Source organism: Pseudomonas cannabina, from assembly GCF_900100365.1.
Taxonomy (GTDB): domain Bacteria; phylum Pseudomonadota; class Gammaproteobacteria; order Pseudomonadales; family Pseudomonadaceae; genus Aquipseudomonas; species Aquipseudomonas cannabina.
Window position 1 is genome coordinate 1997635 of sequence record NZ_FNKU01000001.1, and the last position, 23415, is coordinate 2021049.

At 59.3% G+C, this 23415-nt stretch carries 23 protein-coding genes and 1 pseudogene; 10 read left to right on the top strand and 14 right to left on the bottom strand.

Going from position 1 to position 23415, the window contains the following annotated elements:
• Positions 1-11: 11 nt before the first annotated feature.
• From BLT55_RS09305 to BLT55_RS34395, 3 genes are read right to left on the bottom strand one after another with little or no spacing between them, the layout of a single operon-like run.
• Positions 12-881 carry a metal ABC transporter permease gene (locus tag BLT55_RS09305; protein WP_055001849.1) on the bottom strand — a complete coding sequence of 290 codons (870 nt, stop codon included), beginning with the start codon at positions 879-881 and terminating at the stop codon, positions 12-14.
• Positions 878-1627: a zinc ABC transporter ATP-binding protein AztA gene (gene aztA / locus BLT55_RS09310; RefSeq protein WP_055001859.1), complete on the bottom strand. Its 750-nt coding sequence runs from the start codon at positions 1625-1627 to the stop codon at positions 878-880. The genes BLT55_RS09305 and aztA overlap by 4 nt, the downstream gene beginning before the upstream one ends.
• Positions 1624-1755 carry a hypothetical protein gene (locus BLT55_RS34395; protein ID WP_259469606.1) on the bottom strand — a complete coding sequence of 44 codons (132 nt, stop codon included), beginning with the start codon at positions 1753-1755 and terminating at the stop codon, positions 1624-1626. Before BLT55_RS34395 ends, aztA begins: the two co-directional genes overlap by 4 nt.
• A gap of 189 nt (positions 1756-1944) precedes the next feature.
• On the opposite strand from BLT55_RS34395, the gene BLT55_RS09315 reads away from it, so the two are divergent.
• Positions 1945-3165: a putative DNA modification/repair radical SAM protein gene (locus BLT55_RS09315; RefSeq protein WP_055001848.1), complete on the top strand. Its 1221-nt coding sequence runs from the start codon at positions 1945-1947 to the stop codon at positions 3163-3165.
• Positions 3162-4001 (top strand): TIGR03915 family putative DNA repair protein, encoded by an 840-nt coding sequence (locus BLT55_RS09320; RefSeq protein WP_055001847.1) that lies wholly within the window; start codon positions 3162-3164, stop codon positions 3999-4001. The genes BLT55_RS09315 and BLT55_RS09320 overlap by 4 nt, the downstream gene beginning before the upstream one ends.
• Positions 4002-4142: 141 nt before the next feature.
• Here BLT55_RS09320 and BLT55_RS09325 read toward each other — a convergent pair whose 3' ends face one another.
• Positions 4143-4985, bottom strand: coding sequence for a PhzF family phenazine biosynthesis protein (locus tag BLT55_RS09325; RefSeq protein ID WP_054999008.1), 843 nt, complete (start codon positions 4983-4985; stop codon positions 4143-4145).
• Positions 4986-5153: 168 nt separating this feature from the next.
• On the opposite strand from BLT55_RS09325, the gene BLT55_RS09330 reads away from it, so the two are divergent.
• Positions 5154-5993 (top strand): NAD-dependent protein deacetylase, encoded by an 840-nt coding sequence (locus BLT55_RS09330; RefSeq protein WP_054999018.1) that lies wholly within the window; start codon positions 5154-5156, stop codon positions 5991-5993.
• Between the two features lie 2 nt (positions 5994-5995).
• Here BLT55_RS09330 and BLT55_RS09335 read toward each other — a convergent pair whose 3' ends face one another.
• Positions 5996-8359 (bottom strand): DNA polymerase II, encoded by a 2364-nt coding sequence (locus BLT55_RS09335; RefSeq protein ID WP_054999009.1) that lies wholly within the window; start codon positions 8357-8359, stop codon positions 5996-5998.
• Positions 8360-8585: 226 nt separating this feature from the next.
• On the opposite strand from BLT55_RS09335, the gene BLT55_RS09340 reads away from it, so the two are divergent.
• Positions 8586-9026: a CBS domain-containing protein gene (locus tag BLT55_RS09340; protein ID WP_054999010.1), complete on the top strand. Its 441-nt coding sequence runs from the start codon at positions 8586-8588 to the stop codon at positions 9024-9026.
• A 52-nt stretch (positions 9027-9078) separates the two neighbouring features.
• Here the strand turns inward: BLT55_RS09340 and BLT55_RS09345 are convergent, their stop codons facing one another.
• Together BLT55_RS09345 and BLT55_RS09350 are read right to left on the bottom strand one after the other, a co-directional pair.
• A complete protein-coding gene (locus BLT55_RS09345) occupies positions 9079-9612 on the bottom strand; it encodes a DUF4174 domain-containing protein (RefSeq protein WP_054999011.1) in 534 nt (177 codons plus the stop codon).
• A gap of 122 nt (positions 9613-9734) precedes the next feature.
• On the bottom strand, positions 9735-10937 hold the full coding sequence (locus tag BLT55_RS09350) for an aspartate aminotransferase family protein (RefSeq protein ID WP_054999012.1): 1203 nt from the start codon (positions 10935-10937) through the stop codon (positions 9735-9737).
• A 104-nt stretch (positions 10938-11041) separates the two neighbouring features.
• Here BLT55_RS09350 and BLT55_RS09355 point away from each other — a divergent pair, with 104 nt between their 5' ends.
• Entirely contained in the window at positions 11042-11947 is a 906-nt protein-coding gene (locus BLT55_RS09355) for a LysR family transcriptional regulator (RefSeq protein ID WP_054999013.1), read from the top strand.
• 77 nt (positions 11948-12024) lie between these two features.
• Here the strand turns inward: BLT55_RS09355 and BLT55_RS34750 are convergent, their stop codons facing one another.
• The gene (locus tag BLT55_RS34750; protein WP_375233513.1) at positions 12025-12897 is read right to left on the bottom strand and encodes a methyl-accepting chemotaxis protein; all 873 of its coding nucleotides are present in this window, start codon (positions 12895-12897) and stop codon (positions 12025-12027) included.
• A pseudogene (locus BLT55_RS34755) lies at positions 12880-13926 on the bottom strand (methyl-accepting chemotaxis protein); the annotation flags it as partial. The pseudogene BLT55_RS34755 and the gene BLT55_RS34750, both read right to left, overlap by 18 nt.
• A 219-nt stretch (positions 13927-14145) precedes the next feature.
• Here BLT55_RS34755 and BLT55_RS09365 point away from each other — a divergent pair.
• Positions 14146-14661, top strand: a complete 516-nt coding sequence (locus tag BLT55_RS09365; protein WP_054999015.1) for a GAF domain-containing protein — start codon at positions 14146-14148, stop codon at positions 14659-14661.
• A gap of 28 nt (positions 14662-14689) precedes the next feature.
• On the opposite strand, the gene BLT55_RS09370 is transcribed toward BLT55_RS09365, so the two are convergent.
• On the bottom strand, positions 14690-14941 hold the full coding sequence (locus BLT55_RS09370; RefSeq protein WP_054999016.1) for a hypothetical protein: 252 nt from the start codon (positions 14939-14941) through the stop codon (positions 14690-14692).
• 106 nt (positions 14942-15047) lie between these two features.
• Positions 15048-15887: a TauD/TfdA dioxygenase family protein gene (locus BLT55_RS09375; RefSeq protein ID WP_054999019.1), complete on the bottom strand. Its 840-nt coding sequence runs from the start codon at positions 15885-15887 to the stop codon at positions 15048-15050.
• A 138-nt stretch (positions 15888-16025) separates the two neighbouring features.
• Here BLT55_RS09375 and BLT55_RS09380 point away from each other — a divergent pair, with 138 nt between their 5' ends.
• Entirely contained in the window at positions 16026-16529 is a 504-nt protein-coding gene (locus tag BLT55_RS09380) for a GNAT family N-acetyltransferase (RefSeq protein WP_054999017.1), read from the top strand.
• A gap of 287 nt (positions 16530-16816) precedes the next feature.
• Here the strand turns inward: BLT55_RS09380 and BLT55_RS09385 are convergent, their stop codons facing one another.
• The gene (locus tag BLT55_RS09385; RefSeq protein ID WP_055001182.1) at positions 16817-18241 is read right to left on the bottom strand and encodes an IS1182-like element ISPsy6 family transposase; all 1425 of its coding nucleotides are present in this window, start codon (positions 18239-18241) and stop codon (positions 16817-16819) included.
• A 215-nt stretch (positions 18242-18456) separates the two neighbouring features.
• Here BLT55_RS09385 and BLT55_RS09390 point away from each other — a divergent pair, with 215 nt between their 5' ends.
• A complete protein-coding gene (locus BLT55_RS09390) occupies positions 18457-19035 on the top strand; it encodes an ATP phosphoribosyltransferase regulatory subunit (protein WP_055001253.1) in 579 nt (192 codons plus the stop codon).
• A gap of 39 nt (positions 19036-19074) precedes the next feature.
• On the opposite strand, the gene BLT55_RS09395 is transcribed toward BLT55_RS09390, so the two are convergent.
• Positions 19075-19974 carry a LysR family transcriptional regulator gene (locus tag BLT55_RS09395; RefSeq protein WP_055001252.1) on the bottom strand — a complete coding sequence of 300 codons (900 nt, stop codon included), beginning with the start codon at positions 19972-19974 and terminating at the stop codon, positions 19075-19077.
• A 173-nt stretch (positions 19975-20147) separates the two neighbouring features.
• On the opposite strand from BLT55_RS09395, the gene BLT55_RS09400 reads away from it, so the two are divergent.
• Together BLT55_RS09400 and BLT55_RS09405 are read left to right on the top strand one after the other, a co-directional pair.
• Positions 20148-21164 carry a zinc-dependent alcohol dehydrogenase family protein gene (locus tag BLT55_RS09400; protein ID WP_055001251.1) on the top strand — a complete coding sequence of 339 codons (1017 nt, stop codon included), beginning with the start codon at positions 20148-20150 and terminating at the stop codon, positions 21162-21164.
• Between the two features lie 101 nt (positions 21165-21265).
• Positions 21266-21724, top strand: coding sequence for a metallophosphoesterase family protein (locus tag BLT55_RS09405; RefSeq protein WP_055001250.1), 459 nt, complete (start codon positions 21266-21268; stop codon positions 21722-21724).
• Between the two features lie 6 nt (positions 21725-21730).
• Here BLT55_RS09405 and BLT55_RS09410 read toward each other — a convergent pair whose 3' ends face one another.
• A complete protein-coding gene (locus BLT55_RS09410; RefSeq protein ID WP_055001249.1) occupies positions 21731-23347 on the bottom strand; it encodes a glycoside hydrolase family 28 protein in 1617 nt (538 codons plus the stop codon).
• Between the last annotated feature and the right edge of the window lie 68 nt (positions 23348-23415).

The window sequence follows — 23415 nt, forward strand, 5'->3', positions numbered from 1 at the left end:
GACATACCTTTTCAGTGGGCCAGGTGAGGTTTGGGAAACAGCCGACGCACAATGCCTGTGCGTCCGAACAGCAGGGAAAATGCGTAAAACGCACTCGCGGTCAATACGATGGCGGGCCCCGAGGCCACGCCAAGGTGATAGGAAACGATCAGGCCGATCAGCCCGGACAAGGTGGCGAGCAGCGTCGAAATCAACATCAGGCCGCTCAGCGAATTGCTCCAGAATCGCGCAGCCGTTGCGGGCAGCATCATCATGCCGACCGCCATCAACGTGCCCAGCGCCTGAAAACCTGCGACCAGATTGAGCACGACAAGCAGCAGGAACAACACGTGATACAGCGATCCACGCCCGCCCTCGGCGCGCAAGAAACCCGGATCGAAGCACTCCAGCACCAGTGGGCGGTAGATCACCGCCAACAGCACCAGCGTGAACGAAGCAATGCTGCCGACCATGTAGATCGACGCGTCATCGATGGCCAGAATGGTGCCGAACAGCACATGCAGCAGGTCGACGCTGGAGCCGTGCAGCGACACGATCAGCACCCCGGCTGCCAGCGAGGTCAGGTAGAAACTGGCGAAACTGGCATCCTCGCGCAGTGACGTCAGGCGGCTGACCAGCCCGGACAGCAACGCCACCGCCAACCCGGCGATCAGGCCGCCAAAGCCCATGGCGGGCAGTGAAAGGCCGGCGACCATGAAGCCTACCGCAGCCCCCGGCAGCACCGCATGACTCATGGCGTCGCCCACCAGGCTCATGCGTCGCAGCATCAGCAACACGCCCACCGGGCCCGAACCGATACCCAGGGCCAGGCACGCTACCAGCGCGCGACGCATGAAACCGAATTCGATAAACGGCTCGACGATCAGGCTGTAGAGCATCATGTGCGCTCGTCCTCGACATCACACAACAGTGCGTCGGGGCTCCAGTATTCCGCCATGTTGCGCGCCTTGCGCAGGTTGGCAACGCTGAGCACATCCGCTGTGTCACCCCAGGCGATGGCTTCGCGGGCCATCAACAGCGTTTGCGGAAAGTGCTGACGAACCTGATCGATGTCGTGCAACACCGCGATCACGGTCCGCCCCTGGCCGTGCCAGGCCCGCACCAATTCCAGCAAATCGCGAGTGGTGCGTGCATCAATGGCGGTGAACGGCTCGTCCAGCAAAATCACCGAAGCGTCCTGCAGCAACAGCCGGGCAAACAGCACGCGCTGGAACTGGCCGGACGACAGCGAACCCACGCTGCGACCTTCGAACCCTTCCAGCCCGACGGTGCGTAGCGCCTCTGCGGTGAGCCGGGCATGATTGCGCGTCAGGCCACGAAACGGCCCGATGCTGTGCCACGCGCCCATGGCCACGGTATCCGCCACGCTCAACGGAAAGCTGCGATCGATTTCGGCGGCCTGAGGCAGATAGCCGATGGTGCGGGTTGCCAGACGCCCGCGATCGACACGCCCCTGCGCAGGCTTCATGGTCCCGGCGATGGCCTTGATCAGGGTCGACTTGCCGGCACCGTTCGGTCCGACAATCGCCGTCAGGCTGCCCGCTTCGAATCGACCGTTGAGGTGATGCACAGCGGGGCGGCGCTCGTAAGCCACCGTAAGGTTTTCGAGGCTGATCGCGGCACTCACGGAATGGCCACCGACCAGCCGATCGCCGCCCACAACAGCGCCAGTACCGCAAGCGAGAACAGCACTCGTTTCCAGGCCGACTGGGCCAGAACGGAAGCCGGGATCGAAGAAGATTGAGAAGATTTCACGCGCCAGTAACCTGCAATTATTCGTTACAGTATTACATATCAAAGACACACTTCGTTATAAAATAACATTTAAGAATGCAAGCTGTTGCTGTGACCACGCCTGCCGACCTTCGGTCTGATCGCGTTTGCGTTGCTTGAGTCTGTACTGGCAAACCTATACTGTACATCCAAACAGTCAAGGGTCTTTCCATGGAGCTCATCGACAAGCTCAGCATCCTCGCAGACGCCGCCAAGTACGATGCGTCGTGCGCCAGCAGTGGAGCCCCCAAGCGCAGCTCGCAGAACAAATCCGGGCTGGGTTCCACCAACGGCATGGGCATTTGCCACAGCTATACGCCCGATGGACGTTGCGTCTCGTTGCTGAAAATCCTGCTGACCAACTTCTGCCTGTATGACTGCCAGTATTGCGTCAACCGCCGCTCCAGTGATGTGCCGCGCGCGCGCTTCACGCCCGAAGAAGTGGTCACCCTGACTCTGGACTTCTATCGTCGCAATTGCGTCAGCGGGCTGTTTTTGAGTTCCGGGATCATTCGCTCGGCCGATTACACCATGGAGCAGTTGGTCGAGGTGGCGCGGTTGCTGCGCGAAGTGCACGAGTTCCGCGGCTACGTCCACCTCAAGACCATTCCCGATGCCGATCCGGCGCTCATCGAAAAGGCCGGGCGCTATGCCGACCGCCTGAGCGTCAATATCGAGCTGCCGACCGATCTCAGCCTGCAAACCCTTGCGCCGGAAAAAGACGTCGCGTCCATCAAGCAGGCCATGCAGACCATCTACACCGGCGAACAGACTGTGCGCAACGAACCGCGCTCGCCGCGTTTTGCGCCAGCCGGGCAAAGTACGCAAATGATCGTTGGCGCTGACGCCACCGATGACAGCACCATCCTGCACAGCGCGCAGTCACTGTACAGTGACTTCAAGCTGCGCCGGGTCTACTACTCGGCGTTCAGCCCGATCCCGAACAGCCCCAACAGCGTGCCGCTGGCCGCCCCGCCGCTGATGCGCGAGCACCGCCTGTATCAGGCCGACTTTCTGCTGCGCGGGTATGGTTTCACTGCAGGCGAACTGCTCAGCGGCCCCGGCGATCTTGCCCTGGATATCGGCCCCAAGCTGGCATGGGCATTGGGCAATCGGCAAGTGTTTCCACTGGACTTGAACAACGCCGACCCGGCGCTGATCGCCCGGGTGCCGGGCATCGGCATTCGTACCACCCAGCGGCTGGTCGAGCTGCGCAAGCAGCGGCGCATTCGTTACGAAGACCTGACCCGCATGCGTTGTGTGCTGGCCAAAGCCAAACCGTTCATCATCACCAGCGACTATCACCCGCCACATGCCGAGACCACCAGCGAGTTCCTGCATCATCAGTTGCGCGACCGGCCGCAGCCCCAGCAAATGGGGCTCTGGGGATGATCTGTCTCGATTGTGATGATCTGTTCGAAACGTGGCGAACTCAGGCACGCTGGCTATTGAGCCACGAGATCGACCCCAGCCAGGTCAGCTGGAAATCCCCTGATGCAGCCGACCTGTTTGGCAGCGAGGAACAATACCCCGAAGAATACGGCCCGTTTCAAGCGCGGGTTCCGCTGGAGTTGTTGAAACTGCTGGAAAGCACGTCGCGCTATCGCGGCGAGCAGCGCTGGAGCTTGCTGTATGAAGTGCTGTGGCGCGTTACGCATGGTGATCGAACGGCCATGATGGCGGGCGACAAACTGGGCAGCGAGCTGCATCGACGTCTCAAATCGGTACGGCGCGAGGCGCACCATCTGCATGCCTTTCTGCGTTTTGTGGCGCTGCCGCCTGCCGACAACGAAGCAGCGATCATGCGCCCGCAGTATGTAGCCTGGCATGAGCCGGCCCACGATATTCTGCTGAGTGCCAGTGAACACTTCATAGGGCGAATGGGCCAGCATCGCTGGATGATTGCCACGCCACATGACGGTGTCTATTACGACGGCAATGAGCTGATTCACGAACGCCGCTGCCCGGAAGCATGGAAGACCATGGCGAGGCAGGTGGAGGACCCGCACGGTGAGCTTTGGCTGACGTATTACAGTCACATCTTCAATCCCGCCCGGCTGAACCCCAAGGTCATGGAGGGTCACTTCCCTTCGCGCTTCTGGAAAAACCTGCCGGAAGGCCCGCTGATCCCGGCACTCATCACTCAGGCCCGCACCGGCAAACAGCGCGACGGCCAGGCCAGTGACATCGCCGCCCGACGCGGCAAGAAGATTGCGCTGAAGGATTGAGTCTTTGACGTTGCGACGCTCGTGCCCTGGCTGATGCATCCAGGATCGGACGCAGAGCGTCCGGAACGGCATGCGACGCGGAGCGTCGCACGATAGTTGAGATTATCGGGAATGCCTGGGTTGATGTATAACGCCCGGTGCCTAAAACGAAACCCGCCCTTCGATACAGGTCACGGTCGAGCCACCCACCCAGATATCGTCACCCACTCGCTGAATGGACACCCGCCCCTTGCGTCCGAGTGCGGTGCCCTGGCTGACAACGTAACGCTCGGGCGCGAGGCCCTCTTCCAGAAACCAGCGGGCGATACCGGCGTTGAGGCTGCCGGTCACCGGGTCTTCGGCCATGCCGTCACCGGGCACGAAAGCGCGCACTTCAAACTGCGCCTCGTCACCCTCCACCGCAGGGTCCCATGGCGCGACAACGCCGAGCTTCAGGCCGCTCAGTTGCGCGTAGTCAGGCTGCAAATTGAGCACACTGGCGCGATCTGCCAGCCTGAAAGCGACCCAGCCGGGGCCGTTATCCACCCAGCGCGCATCCAGAATGTCCCCCGTACCGAGCTTCATGCCAAGGCGAATCCGCTCGATCAGCTCCGGTTCTACCGCGCCCGAACGCAGCAACGGGGGCGCAGTGAATGCCAGCCCACTGCCCTCGCGGCGAATGCGCACCAGCCCGATGCCGCACTCCTGAATGATTTCCTCACCCTGCGCCACGCCGCCGCTCTCCAGCCAAGCGTGACAGCTGCCCAAGGTGGGATGGCCAGCGAACGGCAGCTCGACAAGGGTCGTGAAGATACGCACGCGATAGTCGGCACGCGGATCTGTCGGTTTGAGCAGAAAGGTGGTTTCACTGAGGTTGGTCCAGCGCGCGAACGCTGCCATCTGCTCGTCGGTCAGGCCATCCGCGCCCAGCACCACGGCCAGCGGATTGCCGAGTAGCGGTTGATCGCTGAACACGTCCAGTTGTTTGAAATCGAACGATCGCATCAGGCTTCCTTGGCATAGAGACAAAGAACCAAGGTTGCCATGACTGTGGCGCAATCAACAACGGATATTGAACCAACCTTGGACCTGGCCGCTCACAGCTCGAAGGCTGCTGCTAATCTCGCGGCCTTGTGGTTTGAACAGGCAACGCACGTCACCCGAGGTTTGAAGATGCTGGACAGCACAACTCACCGTCAGCTCGAAACGCTTTGCAATGCAATGGCCGAAAAGTCGTTTCTGGTCGTGACCGGTGCGGGTATCAGCACCGCGTCAGGCATCCCGGACTACCGTGACAAGGACGGCGTGCGGCGCGGCAAGCAGCCGATGATGTATCAGGAATTTCTCGGCAACCCGGCTGCGCGCCAGCGCTATTGGGCGCGGGCGATGCTCGGCTGGCCGCGTATCCGCGCCGCGCAGCCCAACGCCGCGCACCGGGCACTGGCCGAGCTGCAAGGCAAAAGAGCCATTACCGGGTTGATCACCCAGAACGTTGACGCGCTGCACAGCCAGGCCGGCAGCCATGATGTGATCGAGCTGCATGGCAGCCTGCATCGGGTGTTGTGCCTTGGCTGCCAGCAACGCAGCGACCGGGCACTCATTCAAGAACGAATGATCGCTCAGAATCCGTATCTGGTCGGGGTGCACGCGTTGCAGGCACCCGACGGCGACACGCTGCTGGCCCCGGCCTTCGAAGCCGCCTTCAAGGTTCCCGAATGTCCGCACTGTGAAGGCGACAGGCTAAAACCGGACGTGGTGTTCTTCGGTGAAAACGTCGCCGCGCAAACCGCTGCCAATGCGACATCAAGTGTCGCGCAGGCAGAAGGTCTCCTGGTGGTAGGCACTTCATTGATGGCCTGGTCAGCGTTCCGCCTGTGCAAAGCCATGGTTGAACAGGGCAAGCCGGTCATTGCGATCAACCACGGCAAGACCCGCGCAGACGAGTTGCTGAGCATGAAGATCGAAGCGCCCTGCGAGCAGGTGTTGCCGTGGATTGCCGAGCACCGGGTCTAGCGCTAGAAAAGCCCGAGCTGGCCACCGACCAGTTTGCTGAAGTCATCGTCCACGAAGGGCAGAATCGCGTCGGCCAGCGGCTGCAACTGGCGCGTCACGTAGTGATCGTAGTCGATCGGCGCGAGACGAATCTCCAGCGGTTCCGGCCCGGCGGTGGTCATCACGTAGCTGATCCAGCCACCGCTCTGATACTGCTTCGGCCGCCCCTGCTGGTCGTTGTATTCGTCGGCCAGACGCGCTGCGCGAACATGCGGCGGGACGTTGCGCTGGTAGTCGTCGAGCTTGCGGCGCAGTCGCTTGCGGTAAATCAGCAAGTCATCCAGTTCGCCTGACAGCGTGCGCTGCACGTAGTCGCGCACATAGTCCTGGTACGGCTGGCGCTTGAAAATACGCAGATACAATTCCTGCTGGAAACGCTGAGCCAGTGGCGACCAGTCGGTGCGCACTGTTTCCAGACCTTTGTAGATCATTTCTTCGGTGCCGTCCGCGCGTGCGACCAGCCCGGCATAGCGCTTCTTGCTGCCCTCCTCGGCGCCGCGCACGGTCGGCATCAGAAAGCGTCGAAAGTGCGTTTCATATTGCAGTTCCAGCGCACTGTGCAGGCCATATTCATTATGCAAATGCTCACGCCACCACTGGTTGACCTGTTCCACCAGCGCCTTGCCGATGGTTGCTGCCTCTTGCTGCCCGTGCGGGCGGCCCAGCCAGACGAAGGTCGAGTCGGTGTCGCCGTAGATCACTGTATAACCCTGGGCCTCAATGAGGTCGCGAGTCTTGAGCATGATTTCATGCCCGCGCAGGGTGATCGACGATGCCAGCCGCGGATCGAAGAAACGGCAGCCGCTGGAACCCAGCACGCCGTAGAAGGCATTCATGATGATTTTCAGGGCCTGAGACAGCGGCGCGTTGTGTTCGCGCTTGGCGGTTTCGCGTCCTTGCCAGACGCGCTCGACGATGGCTGGCAGGCTATGTCGCGTGCGGGAAAAACGCGCGCCGCGAAAACCCGGCACCGAGGCGCTGTCCTCAGGGTGACGCATGCCCTCGATCAGGCCCACCGGATCGATGAGAAACGTGCGGATGATCGACGGATACAAGCTTTTGTAGTCCAACACCAGCACCGATTCGTACAGCCCGGGTTGCGAATCCATGACGAAACCGCCGGGGCTGGCTTCCGGTAAGCGTTCGCCCAGATTAGGCGCGACGAAACCCTGACGATGCATCAGCGGAATGTACAGATGACAGAACGCAGCAACCGAGCCACCGCTGCGGTCAGCCGGCAAACCGGTCACTGTGGCGCGTTCCAGCAAGAAGGTCAGCAGCTCGGTCTTGGCGAAAATGCGCGTTACCAGTTCGCAGTCCTTGATGTTGTATCGTGCCAGCGCGGGCTTGTCCTCGGCGAACATGCGGTTGATTTCGTCCATGCGCTGGTAAGGCGTATCGATGGCCTTGCCTTCACCCAGAAGCGTTTGCGCCACGTATTCCAGGCTGAATGAAGGGAAACTCCAGGTCGCGGAGCGTAATGCCTCGATACCGTCGATCACCAGTCGCCCGCTGATTTCGGCAAAAAAGTGATTGTTACGGCTGCCATGTTCGCGCCAGCCCATAGCCTCTCCGCCGCGCCCGAGGCGCAGGGGCACCTGCAAACGCTGCGCATGCTCATGCAGCACACGCAGGTCGAACTGCACCACGTTCCAGCCGATGATCGCGTCCGGGTCATGCAGCGCCAGCCAGTCGTTCAGGCGCTCCAGCAACTGCGCGCGGGTGTCGCAATAATCGAGCTGGAAATCCAGCGCCTCGTTGCCGCCGTTGGGCGGGCCGAGCATATAAACCTGACGCTGTCCGCAGCCTTCCAGCGCAATGGAATACAACTCGCCGCGCGCCGTGGTTTCAATGTCCAGCGAGACCAGTTTCAGGCCGGGCCGATAATCGGGGGCCGGCCTGATCTGCGCGTCACACAGCACACCCTCGGCATTCGGTGTGCCCGTGAACTGCACCGGGGCCGTGATGAAACGCTCCATCAGGTAACGCTCGGGCGGACGGATGTCTGCTTCGTAGACGTCGACATTACCTCGGCGCAGCAATTTTTCGATGTTCATCAATTGCCGATGCTGCTGGCAGTACACGCCCAGCACCGGACGATGGCGAAAGTCGCAGAGCTCCAGAGGGCGCAGCTCAACGCCACGTTCGCTGCGCAACAAGGCGCGGGCCCGCTCGCCCTGCTCGGCCGGAATGAAGGCCACCGAGGGCTGACAAGGCAGGCGGATGTGACGAGGCCCCTGGTCGGTGGCCAACCAGAAGTCGACCTCGGTCCCGGCGGGCGTATCTTGCCAGTGCCGACTCAGGATAAAGCCCTGCGGTAAATCCAACGCTGCACCCTCGACGCTATTATCAAGGGGCTGATTCTACTTGGCCCAGAGGGTAAAGACGCGGTTGGCGGTCGATTTCAAGGCATATTCAACAGATGCTGACCATTGATTTCCGTCTATGCCGCTTATCCTGATTTAAATCTTGCTCGATTCCGCGCACTGCACGATTCTGTAGTGGCCATGAACATGCACTACAGTCATTCAGGTCCTTATCCCGGAGAGCGTCATGAAAACCGTTGCCCAGCTGCTGAAATTGAAGGACCTGCACAATCAGCAGGTGCACACCATCGGCCCGGATCAGATGGTGCTGGAGGCCCTCAGGCTGATGGCCGAGAAAAACATCGGCGCATTGCCCGTGGTCAACGACGGCGTGGTGGTCGGCGTGGTCAGTGAACGCGATTACGCGCGCAAGGTGGTGCTCAAGGGGCGCTCATCAGTGGGTACGCCGGTCAGCGAGATCATGAGCAGCAAGGTCATCACCGTTGATTCGCAACAAACCGTGGAGACGTGCATGGGCATCATGACCGACAGCCACCTGCGTCACTTGCCCGTCGTGGAAAACGGGCAGTTGCTGGGCCTGCTGTCCATCGGCGACCTGGTAAAGGAAGCGATAGCCGAGCAGGCCAGCCTCATTCAGCAACTTGAACAGTACATTCGCGGCGAGTGATCAACACGCTGCATGGACCAAGCGCGCGGTGAACCGCGCGCAACGGCATCACTCAGTCATCCAGCGTCTTGCCGGGTGCCGCACCTTTGACTGGTTTGCCTGGCTTTTCGGCTGGCGCCGGCTTCGCTTCAGGCACTGGTGCGGGTGCAGCAGCTTCTTTTTCGCGCATCGGCATCTGATCGATCGTGGCAAAGATCTCTTTGGGGTCAATCGACTCTGACTTTTCGATCTTCTTCTCGCCGTCCTTGCCCACCACAATGACCCGGGTCTTCACCCCCGCCCCCAGCTTCAGCTCACGGATCAAGGCCATGGTCGACTGCGGGTCCAGCGCTTTGCCATCGCGCTCACCGATGGTATTGACCACCGTGTACAGCACCATGTTGCGCTGCACGAACGCCTCGCGGTTGGCAGGCTCTTCCAGCGCTTTCTTGAGACTGACCAGCGTGGGATCAAGCGTACTGGGAGCGATGATGATCAAGGGACGCGACTTGCCGCGCTCCTGTGCCAAAGGGCCGTCGCTGTCAGCAGCCAGCGCTGTACCGGCAGCGACAAGCAGGGTGGCGAGGGTCAGGGACCGGATTAACATGGTGGGCTCCTTTCAAATCCATTGGGTAGCCATCGCGCAGACACACGCGATGCTTGTCTCTTCTACCGCATATGGGTCGTTGCGGTACAGCCCGGCGTAGTCCTTTTCCTAAATCCGTTTCATCAGGCCATACGCTTGAGCGACCGCTGGCCGACACTGTCGAACGTTGCCGCCAGCCGCTGAACGACCTGCTCCACCTCGGCGGCCTCCAGCACCAATGGCGGCAGCAGGCGAATGACCTTGCTGCGCGTCACGTTGATCAACAAGCCGTGCTGCTCGGCGGCAATCCGGGTCAGGTCAGGAATGACGTGCTGCAACTCGATACCGATCATCAGCCCCTGCCCCCGAATCTCTTGAACGCAAGGGTGATCGCCGAGCACGTCGCGCAGCCGGTCGAGCAGATGCTGCCCTTGCACGCGGGCATTTTCCACCAGCCCCTGCTGCTCGATGATGTCGATCACCGTGCACCCCACCCGACAGGCCAGCGGGTTACCGCCGAACGTGCTGCCGTGACTGCCGGGCGTGAACAGACCGGCCGCCTTGCCCCGCGCCAGGCAGGCACCGATCGGCACGCCATTGCCCAGGCCTTTGGCGAGGGTCATGACGTCCGGCACAATGCCTTCATGTTGAAAGGCAAACCACTTGCCGGTACGCCCCATGCCGGTCTGGATTTCGTCGAGCATCAGCAGCCAGTCGCGCCGCGTGCAGCGTTCCCTCAACGCTTTGAGATACCCGGCAGGTGCCAGTTGAGCGCCGCCCTCGCCCTGAATCGGCTCGACCAGTACCGATGCGATACGATGTCCGTGGGTGGCGCAAACCTTATCGAACGCCGTCAGATCGCCAAAGGGCACTTTGATGTAATCCCCCGGCAACTGACTGAACCCCAGACGCACCGCCGGCCCGTCGCTGGCTGACAGCGTGCCCAGCGTACGACCGTGAAAGGCGTTCTCCATTACCACGACCAAGGGCTGCTCGATGTACTTGTGCCAGCCATGCAGGCGCGCCAGCTTGAGTGCGGTTTCGTTGGCCTCGGCACCGGAGTTGTTGAAAAACACTCGATCAAGCCCTGACAGGGCATTCAGCTTCTGCGCCAGACGCTGCTGCCAGTCAATGCTGTACAGGTTGGACGTGTGCAGCAACAGGCCCGCCTGCTCGCGAATCGCCTCGACCAGCACGGGGTGCGAGTGCCCTACCCCGGTCACCGCCACACCGGCCACCGCATCCAGGTACTCGCGCCCGTCCTGATCCCACAGTTGGGTGCCCAATCCATGAGTGAAACTCAACGCGAGCGGTTGGTAGGTGGTCATCAGGCAGGTGGCGGTCATGACGTGAAGCTCCTTGGGTATGTTTCGATTTTTTGCAGTATCGTTAACCACCTGTTCTGGATAAACAGCGAAATACTTCAATCATTTTAAAGCAAGGATTGATAATGGATTTATTTCAGGCGATGCGGGTGTATGTAAAGGTCGTCGAAGCGGGCAGCCTGACCGGCGCGGCCCAGGCGTGTTCGATTTCTACCACCATGGTCGGCAATCACCTGCGCGCACTGGAACAGCGCCTGGGCGTCAGCCTGCTGCAGCGCACCACTCGCCGCCAGCGTCTGACGGAGTTTGGCACCGCGTATTATCAGCGCTGCCTGGAAGTACTCGGGCTGGTGGCCGAGTCCGAGCAACTGGCCGAGCAGGCGCAGGGCGACCCGACCGGTACTCTGCGCATGACTGCACCGCTGACGTTTGGTTCGGAATTGCTGGCCCCTGCCCTGGTCGAGTTCTCGCGGCGCTTTCCCGAGGTCAAACTCGATCTGGTGCTGACCAATCAGCGTCTGGACATGATCGACAATGGTTTTGACGTCGCCATTCGCCTGGGTAACATCGCGCAATCATCGCCATTGATCGCCCGCCCCCTGCAGGACTACACACTGACCATATGCGCTGCACCAGACTACCTTGCTCGTCATGGTGCACCCGTCCGCCCCGAAGACCTTCGCTCGCACAATTGCCTGGCGTTCGCCTACCCGGCAGGCGATGAGTGGCGCACCGCTGGCACCCAGTGGCGTATGACCGGGCCTGAAGGCGAAGTGCTGGTGGATATAGACGGCTCGATGGTGGCCAACACGTCAGCGGGGCTGTATCAGGCGGCCCGTGCCGGACTGGGCGTGGTGATGCTTCCAGATGCACTGGTCCAGCGAGACTTGCAGGAGGGCCGACTGGTCGCGCTGCTGCCGGGCTATCATCTGCCCAGACGGCCGATGAACCTGCTGTACGTGCAGGACCGTTATCGGCTGCCCAAACTGAGAAGTTTTGTGGAGTTTGCGCTGGGGCTTTGGGGGCGATAACGGCTGGCGAGGGCTAAACGCAATGTTGCAGCCGGTGCGAGGCATTGCGCCCGCACCGGATGTTTCAGGTTGAATACTCAGACCTTGAAGCGGCTGACCATGTTCTGCAAATGAACCCCCAGACGGGCAAGTTCGACGCTCGACGCGGCGGTCTGCTCACTCGCCGACGCGGTCTGCTCGGAAATATCCCGGACATTCAGCACACTACGGTTGATCTCCTCGGCCACCGCACTCTGCTCTTCTGCTGCCGCAGCGATCTGATGGTTCATCGTCTCGATGGTCGAGATTGCCTGGGTGATGTTGCCGATGGAGACACCCGCGTTGCGCGTCAGCTCGACACTGTTGGTGGTCAGGGCCTGACTGTTGTCGAGGATGGTCGCCACTTGCGTGGTACGGCTGTGCAGCCCGCTGATCAGCGCTGCAATTTCCTCGGTCGAGGTTTGCGTACGCTGGGCCAGGCTTCGCACTTCGTCAGCAACGACGGCGAAGCCACGTCCGGCCTCGCCTGCGCGTGCGGCTTCGATGGCGGCATTGAGCGCCAGCAGATTGGTCTGTTCGGCAACGGCCTTGATCACATCAAGCACGCCACCGATCTTGTTGCTCTCGGTCTTGAGATCATCCATCGCCGATTTGGAGAGCTGAACTTCAGTGGCCAGCTTTTCAATCTGAGTAACGGCTCTCGACACCACGCCATCACCTTCCCGCGCTTCTTTCGACGCGTTGACCGCCGCATGAGAGGCCTGCTCTGCATTTCTCGCCACTTCCTGAACGGTTGCGGACATCTCGTGCATGGCCGTCGCGACCTGGTCCGTCTCGCTTTTCTGACTGTTCACCCCGGCACTGGTCTGTTCGGTAACGGCCGACAACTGTTCGGCAGCGCTGGCGATCTGCGTCACGCCATCGCGCAGGCCGCCGATCAGCTCGCGCAAATTGGTGGTCATGCGCAACATGCTGCCTTGCAACCTTCCCAACTCATCCTTGCGCGTCACGGCGGCGTTATGCGTCAAATCACCATCGGCCACGCGCTCAGCCAGTTTCAATGTTTCAAGCAACGGCCCGACGATCAGGCGGGTGATGATCCACGCTGCGAGGAAACTCACTACCAGCGCTGCAACCAGCCACATCGCAAGCATGGTCTTGGCCTGACCCACATCTTCGATTCTCAGCTTGACCTGATTGGCGGAAAGCTGGTCAGCGGACGTGAACAGGATATTGATGTCTTTATCGATGCCAGCCTGAGCCAGCTCGATCCTGGCCTGCGCAGCGGTGAACTCGTTCAGGGTGCTCTGATAGCGGATCAACGAGTCTTCAAGGCTCTTGGTAATCGCGGACTGGCTGTCGAAGCCAGGCAGATTTTTAACGTAGGCAATAACCGTGTTCATGGAGGCTTCTGCTGGCGCCTTGTTCTCGGCTTTCAGCGAATAGGTGTAGCCGCGCAGATCGAAGCGCATTTTCTGGAACAACACCATCGCCTGAGTGATGGCATCACGATCCTGAGCATTGCCATTTTCCGATCGCGCGTACGCATTCAGCGTTTTCAATGCCTCAGCGCCGGCATCGGCATACTGGCCGAACACGCCACGGGTCGCTTCGCGGGCGGCTGTAGCCTGTATCACGTTCTCGTACTGGATGCGATAATCTTTCAGCGCGTCGGAGGACGCATTCACCAACGGTATGTTCAGCGGAGAGTCGAACACTTCCTGCGCGTACTTGACGTGGTCTTCCAGCGCCTCAAGTGTTTTCTTCCATTTGGCGGCTCGATCGGCATCGTAGTTGATGATGTAGGCAAGCCGCGCTATTCGCACATCACGGGTCAGCGTGCTCATCTTGCCGATGTCGGCAATCCGTTCGCTTCGCTCACTCAGCGAGGTGATACCGGCCCAGCCCGTGAAGGCAATCAGCACCGTCAGCACGATGACCAGAGCAAACCCCAGCGCTAGCTTGGACCTGACAGAAATATTGCTCAGAGTGTTTTTCAACGTGGGTCGCTCTTGTTAAGTCATCGGGTGAATAAACGCGGCTGATCCTTGCCATCCATACAACAAACAGATGTCGGCAGCGCGGCGGTAAACTTTAAAGTTGGCGTCAATAATTCTTGCTCACAAATAATTCGCGAGTTGCTCTGATGCATATGGCTTTTTCAACCGGGTCAGTTAGCATGCAACGCTGCGTGCACATTAAGTATTCCGGAGAATTGCATGAGTTTGGAATTGACGGCTTCAAGGGGTGGCCTGACCACTGAGGAGCGCTCTGCAATTGCCGAGATCGAAGCCACAACCAACGTGCTGCGACTCGTCACTCGCCTGACAGGCATGCGCTTCGCTGGCATCGCGAAGTTTACCGATTCGGACTGGATAGCCTGCTCGGTCTATGACCCGAATGACCTTGGCATCGACGACGGTGACGTGTTCGCACTGGAAACCACCCTGTGCAGCGAGTTCTGCGTCAATCCCCAGGCACTGTTCGTGCCGCAGATCAGCCAGAACGGCAGATACGCAAGTCTTCCAGTTGTAAAAAGGTATGCCATCGAGAGTTACGCGGGCGTGCCGATCTTTCTTCCGGACGGGCAACTGTATGGCGCGCTATGCGCCCTGGATTCACGCACAACGCTGTTTGACGACCCCGATCTGGCCGAAACGCTAACCCTGTTTGCGCGACTGATCGGCTGTATTTTCTTCGCCAATATTGCCGAACCCGGCCCTCACGGCCGTTGACTGACCGCTGAGCGCAGCTTGCATCCGGTCAGAGCGGGTTCGGCTGCTCTATAGCCGCGTACATGTGCACGGGTTCGAGCATTGCGCTGCTGAACTGGCTGTCATCGAGTGGCGGCGAGTGCCGGGGCAAAATCTGTCTGGATGAGTTTTCCCGGTGCGCGGGAGTGTCCAGCGTCAGATCAATCCCGAAATGAGGAAATGGCTCTTGGGCCACCCAGCCTCCGGCAGCCAGAACCAACAATAAAAACACACCCGCAATAGGCTCTTTAGGTCCGCACATGACTGCATCTCCTGTCCGGTAAACGATTCGTTTCAAAATGAGCGGCTCAGTATGGACGCCGGGAAGTCGCTCGCATGTCGCATGTCGCATGTCGCAGGCCGACGGGTCACTCGAACGGCTCTTCGCCTTGCAACTTGGTGCGATGCATCATCCGCCCGCATGCCGGATCGTAAGCTTCCGCGCGGTGCAGGGTGCCCGTGTTGTCCCAGATCACCAGATCACCGACCTGCCATTCATGGCTGTAACTGAACGCCTCAGCCGTGGCCCATTCGCGCAAGCCCACCAGAATCTGCGCACTTTGCTCCAGGCTGACACCCAGCACCTGCTGTGCGGTACAGCCCAGAATCAGCGATTTGCGACCGGAGCGATGTTTCCACACCAACGGCAGCTCCTTCTCGCCAATGGCCTGCATGGCAGTGAGCATCGCGAGGCTGGGCTCGGGATTGTAATAGAGTAACGATGCCCAGGGTGCATGAATGACCCGGAGGTATTCGTAACGTTGTTTGTCAGCGCTCGACAGGCCTTCGTAAGCGGCGTAGGTGTTGCAGAACCCCGTATTCCCGCCCCAGGTCGCTGTCGCCTTGCAGGACAACAGCGACGCCAGAATCGGCGTATCGCTGCTGGTGCCGTCGATATGCCAGTAAAGCGAACCCTTGAGAAATTCCGCGCCCGCCGGATTTTCTTTCGCATCCAGAGTGATTTTGGTGATGTTTTGCCCGTCACTTGCTTCCGGGGCAAAGGTGCCAAGCGTGCGAGTGAAGGCGATCTGCTCAGCGTCTGTGAAGTGAATCTGCGGAAACACCAGCACACCCCGCTGCTCCAGCAATTCACGAATTTCCCCGGCGTATTCACCTGACAGCAACGCCTGCTTGCCGGCGAAGATGCGCGTGCCGATGCCTGGCTTGATGGGTTCCTGAAATGATCGAGTATTCGAAGTGGCTAACATGATGCGACCCCCTTCATAAGTGAACACAACGGTACACTTATGAAAGATCGCGCGCAACATCTTATTGCGCATGCTGGCCGTAACCAATGCTTGAGCTTTAAACTCCTCAGCCCGTTTCAATTCAAGGAATGAATCCACGTGCACATGCCCGCGCCGCAAGTCCTCATCCAGCGCCTGACCGACGCCAATCTGGAAGGTGTGACCGCCTTGTACAACCAGCCGGCTGTCTGTCGCCAAGTACTGCAGATGCCCTACCAGTCAATTGATGTGTGGCGCAAAAGGCTGGCGGACAGCACTGATCGCCATCTGAAACTGGTCGCTCTGAATGGCGGCGAAGTGATCGGCAACATAGGCCTTGAGCAGTACGCACGCAGCCGACAGAGCCATGTGGGCTCGATCGGCATGGGCGTCGCGTCAGCCTGGCACGGCAAGGGCATTGGCTCAATGTTGCTGGCAGCGGCGCTGGATGTGGCGGACAACTGGATGAATCTGCATCGCGTTGAGCTCACGGTGTATGCCGACAACGAAGCCGCGCAAGGTCTCTATCGCAAGTTTGGTTTCGAAGTCGAGGGTCGCCTGCGCGACTACGCCGTACGCGATGGTGTGTTCGTCGATGCCTTGAGCATGGCACGACTGAGATAAGCCTGCGCTCGACTGCGCTTGAACCACGACTGAAAGCGTGCAAGGATCAGCCCATGAACCAGATTCCTCGAAGCAATCGACATCACCCTCACGGCCCCTTTCCAAGGTGCTGCGGTTGCTTGTGCTCATCGATTGATCAGACTTAGATCCATGTTCTGACCCATCAGTGAAACAGACCAAGGCGCCTCACAGACTGTGTGAAAACACACTGATGAAGGCCCAAGCAAACGCCCCGACTTGTTCGGGGCGTTTTTTTTGTATTGGCAGCAGACGAAAAAAATGTCCGCTCAGCCCATCAAAGCCATCAGATGGCGCACACCGAGCACTTTAATCGCTCGTTTCAGGTTATAGGCATTCACCGCCAAGGCCATTTCAGCTTTTGTACCCTCCAGTTGTCGCAGCAAGAAACGGCCATTACCAAATAGCCATTGCTTGAGGTTGCCGAAGGGGTGCTCAACGATGGATCTTCGGTTGGCCATCATCTCAGGATGCGCCTGCATTCTTTGCTCCATCCGCTCGAAAGCCTCTTCATGGGCATGTCGTGAGACATAACGGCGCCGGGCTCGAGTGCATTGCGTTTTCAGCGCGCAGTTGGCGCAGTCATCGACCTCAGCCTGATAGATCCGATCACCTTTGTTGTGCTGTTTTAGCGTTAACCATTTGCCTGCCGGACACTGGAAACGATCGTGTCCGGTCTCATAGATAAAGTCTTTTCGCTCAAAGAGCTGCTCTTCCTGACTGCCAGGGTTTTTCGAACGATTGGGCGGTACATAGGCCGTAATCGAAGCATCCTCGCAGGCCTGAAACTGCTTGCCATTGGAGTAGCCGGCATCGGCAGTGACCGTCAGATCATCTTGCTGTAACTCTGCTTTGGCGGCCTTGGCCATCGGCTCCAGTTGCTTTCGGTCATCGCCATCTTGGGTGACCTCATGATGCAAAATCAGGCAATGCTCGGCGTCCACGACGGTTTGCACGTTGTAGGCCACACGTGGCCCTTTGGCCGTGCGCATCATTCGGGCATCGCTTTCATGGGTGTTGAACTGCTCGATGCCCATCGAACGCATCAGTGCCTGGCAACTCTGATTATCCTGTTGTCGAGCCTCAAGCTGTGCCAGGGCTACCTTGATTGCGCTGCGATCAATTGAATCTGTGGTTTCAGCCTTGTCGGCCTCATCCAGCTCGGCCAGATACTGAGCGATGCGCTTATCCAGTTTTTCTTCCTGGCGCTTGAGCTGCTTCAAATTCACATGACGCCGTGAGGATGCGACCGCCTGAAACTTGCTGCCGTCGATGGCCACCAACTCACCGGCGATCAAGCCTGCCGTGCGACAAAACCGAACGAAAGCACGGCAGGTCGCGATGAAGGCGGGTTTATTGTTCTTGCGAAAATCGGCGATGGTCTTGAAGTCGGGCTTGAGCCGGTTGATCAGCCACATCACTTCGATGTTGCGCTGACACTCGGCTTCAAGACGTCGCGATGAGCGAATCCGCTGAAAATAGCCGTAGAGGTAGAGTTTTAGCTGATCGGCGGGATCATAAGCAGGGCGCCCCGTGCTTTTTGGAATCGCTTTATCGAAGCCCAGTTGCACCAGATCGAGCCTGGCAACGTACAGGTCAATGACACGAACGAGGTGATCCTCGGGGATCAACTCTTCCAGCGAGACCGGGAATAGGCTGGTCTGGCTGCGGGACTCACCTTGGATGTAGGCCATAACGAAAAATGCTCTGTATCTTTCGATACGGAGCATTTTCTTTGAGCGCTGCGCAGATTGCTAGGTTTTCACACAGTCTGCTCAGGCGCCTTTTTTATTGCCTGTAGATTTGTCACCTGAAAACCGATTCATCACCTTAAAAACAACGGAGATCACCCTTATGACCATGTTACGTGGAACCCGTATCGTGACCGGACCAGAAGCCGCCATCCTGCGTGAAACGGAAAATCGTTTCCGGAGCTGCCTTCATCGAAGCGGGTGCTGAAGAAGCCATCGTCCCGGCATTGTGGGGCCAGGACACCTTTATCGAAAAAGCCGGCGGCAGTGAAATCATCGGTCAGATGTGGGCCTTCAATGATAAGGCCGGGCGCGCCTGCTGCCTGATCCCGGAGGCGACTGCGCTGTTTCAGGAGCGCAGCGAAATACTTCTGAATGGACGCAGCGAAGCGCTGTTTTTCTATGTAGCACGCTGTTACCGCTACGAACGACCGCAGGCCGGGCGTTATCGGGAATTCACTCAGCTGGGACTGGAAATTCTTGGCCCGTTACCGCAACAGGCATTGCAGCGCAGTCAGGCGATCTGCACGGGTTTTCTCGACTCGCTGGGGCTGGATTACGAACTGAATGTCGCCGTCAAACGCGGCCTGAGTTACTACTTGGAAGGCAACGGTTTCGAGATGCGCTGTCCGGGCCTGGGTGCGCAGCAGCAAGTGGTCGGTGGCGGCGCCTATCGTGAAGGGGCCGGGTTCGGCGTCGGACTTGAGCGGCTGGTGCTGGCGCTTGGGCTTGATTGACGTGACCTGATAGCAGCGCCTTTGTCCGGGGGCGCTTTCCTAGTGAACGTCGAACCAGCGAGGATGAAGTTGCGGGAAATGTGCCCGCAGCCACTCGACAAATGCCTGCAGTTGCGGCGCAAGATGAGTCCGGCTCGGATACAGCACAGAGACCGGACGCGGTAACGGGCGAAACGCCTCAAGGACTTCAACCAGCTCCCCGCTGGCCAGAAATGACTCAACGGTAATGCCTGGCGCTTGCAGAATTCCGAAACCGGCGAGCCCGCACTGCACGTAGGCATTGGACTCGTTGACGGTAATTCCTCCGCGCGCAGGGTACGGCAGATCCTCGCCGTTCAATGAAAAGTGCCAGGGCAAAGGCCGATGGTTGTGACCGGACAGAAAGCTCACCCCGCAATGACGTTTCAGATCGTCCAGCGTTTGCGGTGTCCCGAAGGCATGCAAATAGGAAGGTGCGGCACAGGTCACCATTGTGGCCTTGCCGATTTTTCTGACCACCAGACTCGAATCAGGCAGCTCGCCAATGCGCAACGCGCAATCAATGCCCTCCGCCACCAGATCCACGGTCCGGTCGGTAACACCCAGCACGACTTCAATATCCGGAAAAGCCTGGGTAAAGCTCCTCAGCGTTTCCATGAAACTGCGCTGGCTGAACGCTGCCGGAATATCGATTCGCAGCCGCCCACGCAGCGCCGAACCGTTTCGATCAAACATCGACGTGGTTTCAGCGAGATCCGCCAGATTGCCTTTCACGCGCTCATAGAAACGCTGACCTTCGGCGGTGAGCTTCACGCTGCGGGTTGTGCGCTGGAACAGCCGGACGTCCAGCGATGCTTCAAGATCCTGAATGGTCCGCGTCAGGTGCGGCCGACCGACCTGCATGGCCTCGGCCACTTTGGTAAAACTGCCCAGTTCAGCGAGTTTTACAAACACCTGCATCGACTGTAAAAGGTCCATCTGGCCATCTCCCCTGAAGATCCGCCGCACGATTGTTGCGTTGCAGGATAACAATCCTGTCGATTTTCGCGCATTTATCTGCAACAGCGTTTTACCGACAATGCCCCCAGCGCCCACACCTCTGTGTGCACCCTATGATCGCTGGAGGCTTCAAAATGAAAGCATGGCTGTTAAACGACTTCGGGCTCGACAACCTGGTGCTGGGAGAAACCGATACGCCGGTTCCCAAAGCCCGAGAACTGCTGGTCAAAGTCGGCGCGGTGTCGCTCAACTTTCGCGACAAAGCCATTGTCGACGGTATCTACGAGCCGCATCGGGTGCCGAAGCCTCTTATCCCGGTGAGCGATGCTGCAGGCACTGTCGTCGCTGTCGGCGAAGGGGTCAGCCGTTTCGCGGTAGGTGATCGTGTCAATTCGCACCTCTATTCGCGCTGGCTGGACGGCCCGCCAGGCCCGGACGAACCCGACTACTGCTTTGGCTCGCCTTTGCCGGGCGGGCTGGCCGAATACATGATCATCCACGAACAAAGCGCGGTGCGCGCACCGGATGCCATGTCGGACGAAGAGGCCGCCACATTGCCGATTGCCGCCCTGACCGCCTGGTACGCACTGGTCGATTTCGGCCAGATCGAGGCCGGGCAAACCGTTCTGGTGCAGGGCTCGGGCGGCGTGTCGATCTTCGCCGCGCAGATTGCAACGGCGCTCGGCGCGAAAGTCATCGCCACCTCCAGCAAAGACGAAAATCTGCAACGAGTGAAAGCGCTGGGTGCCGTGGCCGGGGTCAACTATCGAACCCACCCCGAGTGGGCAGATGAGGTATTGAAACTCACTGACGGCAAGGGCGTCGACCTGCTGCTGGACGTGGCGGGTGGCGACGGCATCAACCAATCGATTGCCGCCACCAAAGCCGGAGGACGCATCGCGCAGATCGGTTTTCTGACCGGCCAGACTTCGGCGCTGAACCTAATGCCGATGATCTTCCGCCAGACCACCTTTCGTGGCATTGCCGTAGCACCCCGCTCGTCATTCGACCGGATGAACACATTCCTCAACGAACACAGGATTCGCCCGGTCATCGATCACGTCTACCCTTTCGAACAGGCGCGTGAGGCCTATGAACACCTCGCCAGAGGTGCGTTCGGCAAAGTAGTGATCAAGGTCGGTCAGGCCTGATCCGAGTGGATCGAAACGGGCTACCGCCAATGGCTTCAAGCAGGCTGGGCGCGCACAACGGGTTACACTGCGCGTCCACCCTGCCCTTACCGAGAATCTGCATGAAAGTTGGCGTGATTTCCGACACCCATGGACTGCTCCGTCCTGAAGCCGTTGCTGCGCTTGAAGGCTGCGAAGCCATCATCCATCCCGGCGATATCGGCAGTCAGGATATTGTCGAGCAACTCAGCGCCATCGCCCCACTGCACATCGTGCGTGGCAACAACGACATGGCCGCAGCCTGGGCAACGACCATCGCCGATCACCTGCGCTTCGCCATCGAAGGCTGGCACATCCTGCTGGTCCACGACATCGCCGATGTTCCGGCGTTGCTGGATGACCGTGTGAAACTGGTCATCACCGGGCACTCGCATAAACCCCGCATCGAATGGCGCGGGGACACGCTGTATCTGAACCCGGGCAGTGCCGGCAGAAGACGCTTCAAACTGCCGGTGACGCTGGCGCTGCTTGAAATGAGTGCGGATTCGATGGAGCCAAGTCTCGTCAGGCTGGTCGACTGACGCTTGCTAGAACGGGGCGCCAGGCAGGACCGTCCTCAAAGGCACAAATGCTGCCGTGCAGTCGACCGGTGTGCCCTCGCCTGGAGTACCGGACACCGTGACGTCATCTTTTATCGAAGGCACTAATTTGTTGGCAAAACTGACCGGTCCTGGTCCCAGTATGAAGTGGGTGGCAGTCAGCGCTGTGAAGCCGGGTTGAGTGCCGTCGAAGACAACATTATCCAGCGTGATGGCAATCGGTCGTTTCTGACCGTTATCGTCGTAGCCGGCAAACGTCATCTTGCCGCCACCGAATCGTGGGCTGTTCAGGTAATGAAAGCCCTTCACCGTGATGCCGCTGAAATCAGGGTACGACGTGCCACTGGTGTTACCGTAATTGGTGTTGAACACCATCGGAAACTTGACGTTGCGCATGCACACATTCTCGTAGCTGATGCCGTCTACCGTCCCACCGTTTTTTGCCCCCGACTTGATTCTGAGTCCAATGCCGTCCTGGCTGTCTCCACCGTCGGCGCTCAAATCCACAACGCTGACATTGTGTACGCCGCCATTGGTTTCACTGCCAATGGACAGGCCGTGACCGTAATAAAAATGATTGTGTGCAAACATCAGATCACGGCTGCCAGACGTTCTGCTGGACTTGATCGCGACATTGTCATCGCCCGTGCTGATATAGGAGTAAGCCAGAAGGACCTTGTTTGACTGGCCGGGATCGAAGCCGTCCGTGTTCTTCACGGTTTCCGGAGTGAAGCAGGTGCCGGGGGTCTTCTGGTCGGGCGTCGAACCGGTCGGGCAGTGGTAACCCTCTACGCTGTAAACCCGGCTGGGGGTCAGAATCTTGATTCCCCAGACCGTCACGCCGGTCACGCCGTCAGTCACAATGTTGAAGTCCGGCGCGTTTTGCAGCGTCAGCCCCTGAATAACGAAGTCGGTCCCGCCACTGACTTGTATTAGGCGCGGCTTTTGCTGATAAATGTTCGACAAGGTCTTCTGGTAAACAAGGTCCCACCAGCTGCGCAGGTTGGCATTTGCACCGGCGGTCAGCAGGCTGCCGCCCCGTCCATCAATGACGCCTTTGCCAATGACACCGCTGGCGTGGGTGTTTTTTGCCGAAATCAGTGAGCTGCAGGCGTCCTGATTGGCGACCGTCGTTACGCCGCAAGTGCCCTTGCCGTTGTCGTAGTCCTTGGGGTTGCGTGACGCGAAGAGCGTAACGCCCTCATCGATCCAGAGCGTAACGCCTGATTTCAACTGCAAAGGACCGCTGAGAAACGCCGAGTTGTTGTCTGCACCTTTGACCAACTGGACAGCTTGCCCCGCTGCGCAGCCATTGATTGCACTCTGGATTCTGTCCTGGTCAGGCCGAGAGTCGAGCGCTGCGTTGTCAACACTGTCCAGCGAGCCATCCTTGGGAGTCAAGGTGGCGGGTAATTGTTTGCAGACTGGCGGGCTGGGCGGCTCGTTTATCGTGCCCCAAGGTGTTACCACGGCAGGATCGCCGGCTGCTTGCGCGGGCAGGATGCCGGTCAACGAAACAGCCACGGACGTGGCTATCCACGAGGCCTGCCGAAATGTGCGGGCACCGTTTTTCTGCACGGCCGCGATGAACGATTGCATGCTCATTGAAACTTTTCCTGTTTTATCGATTGTCTGGACGCAGAGATGGGGTCGTTCGATTAAGCGGTCTGGCA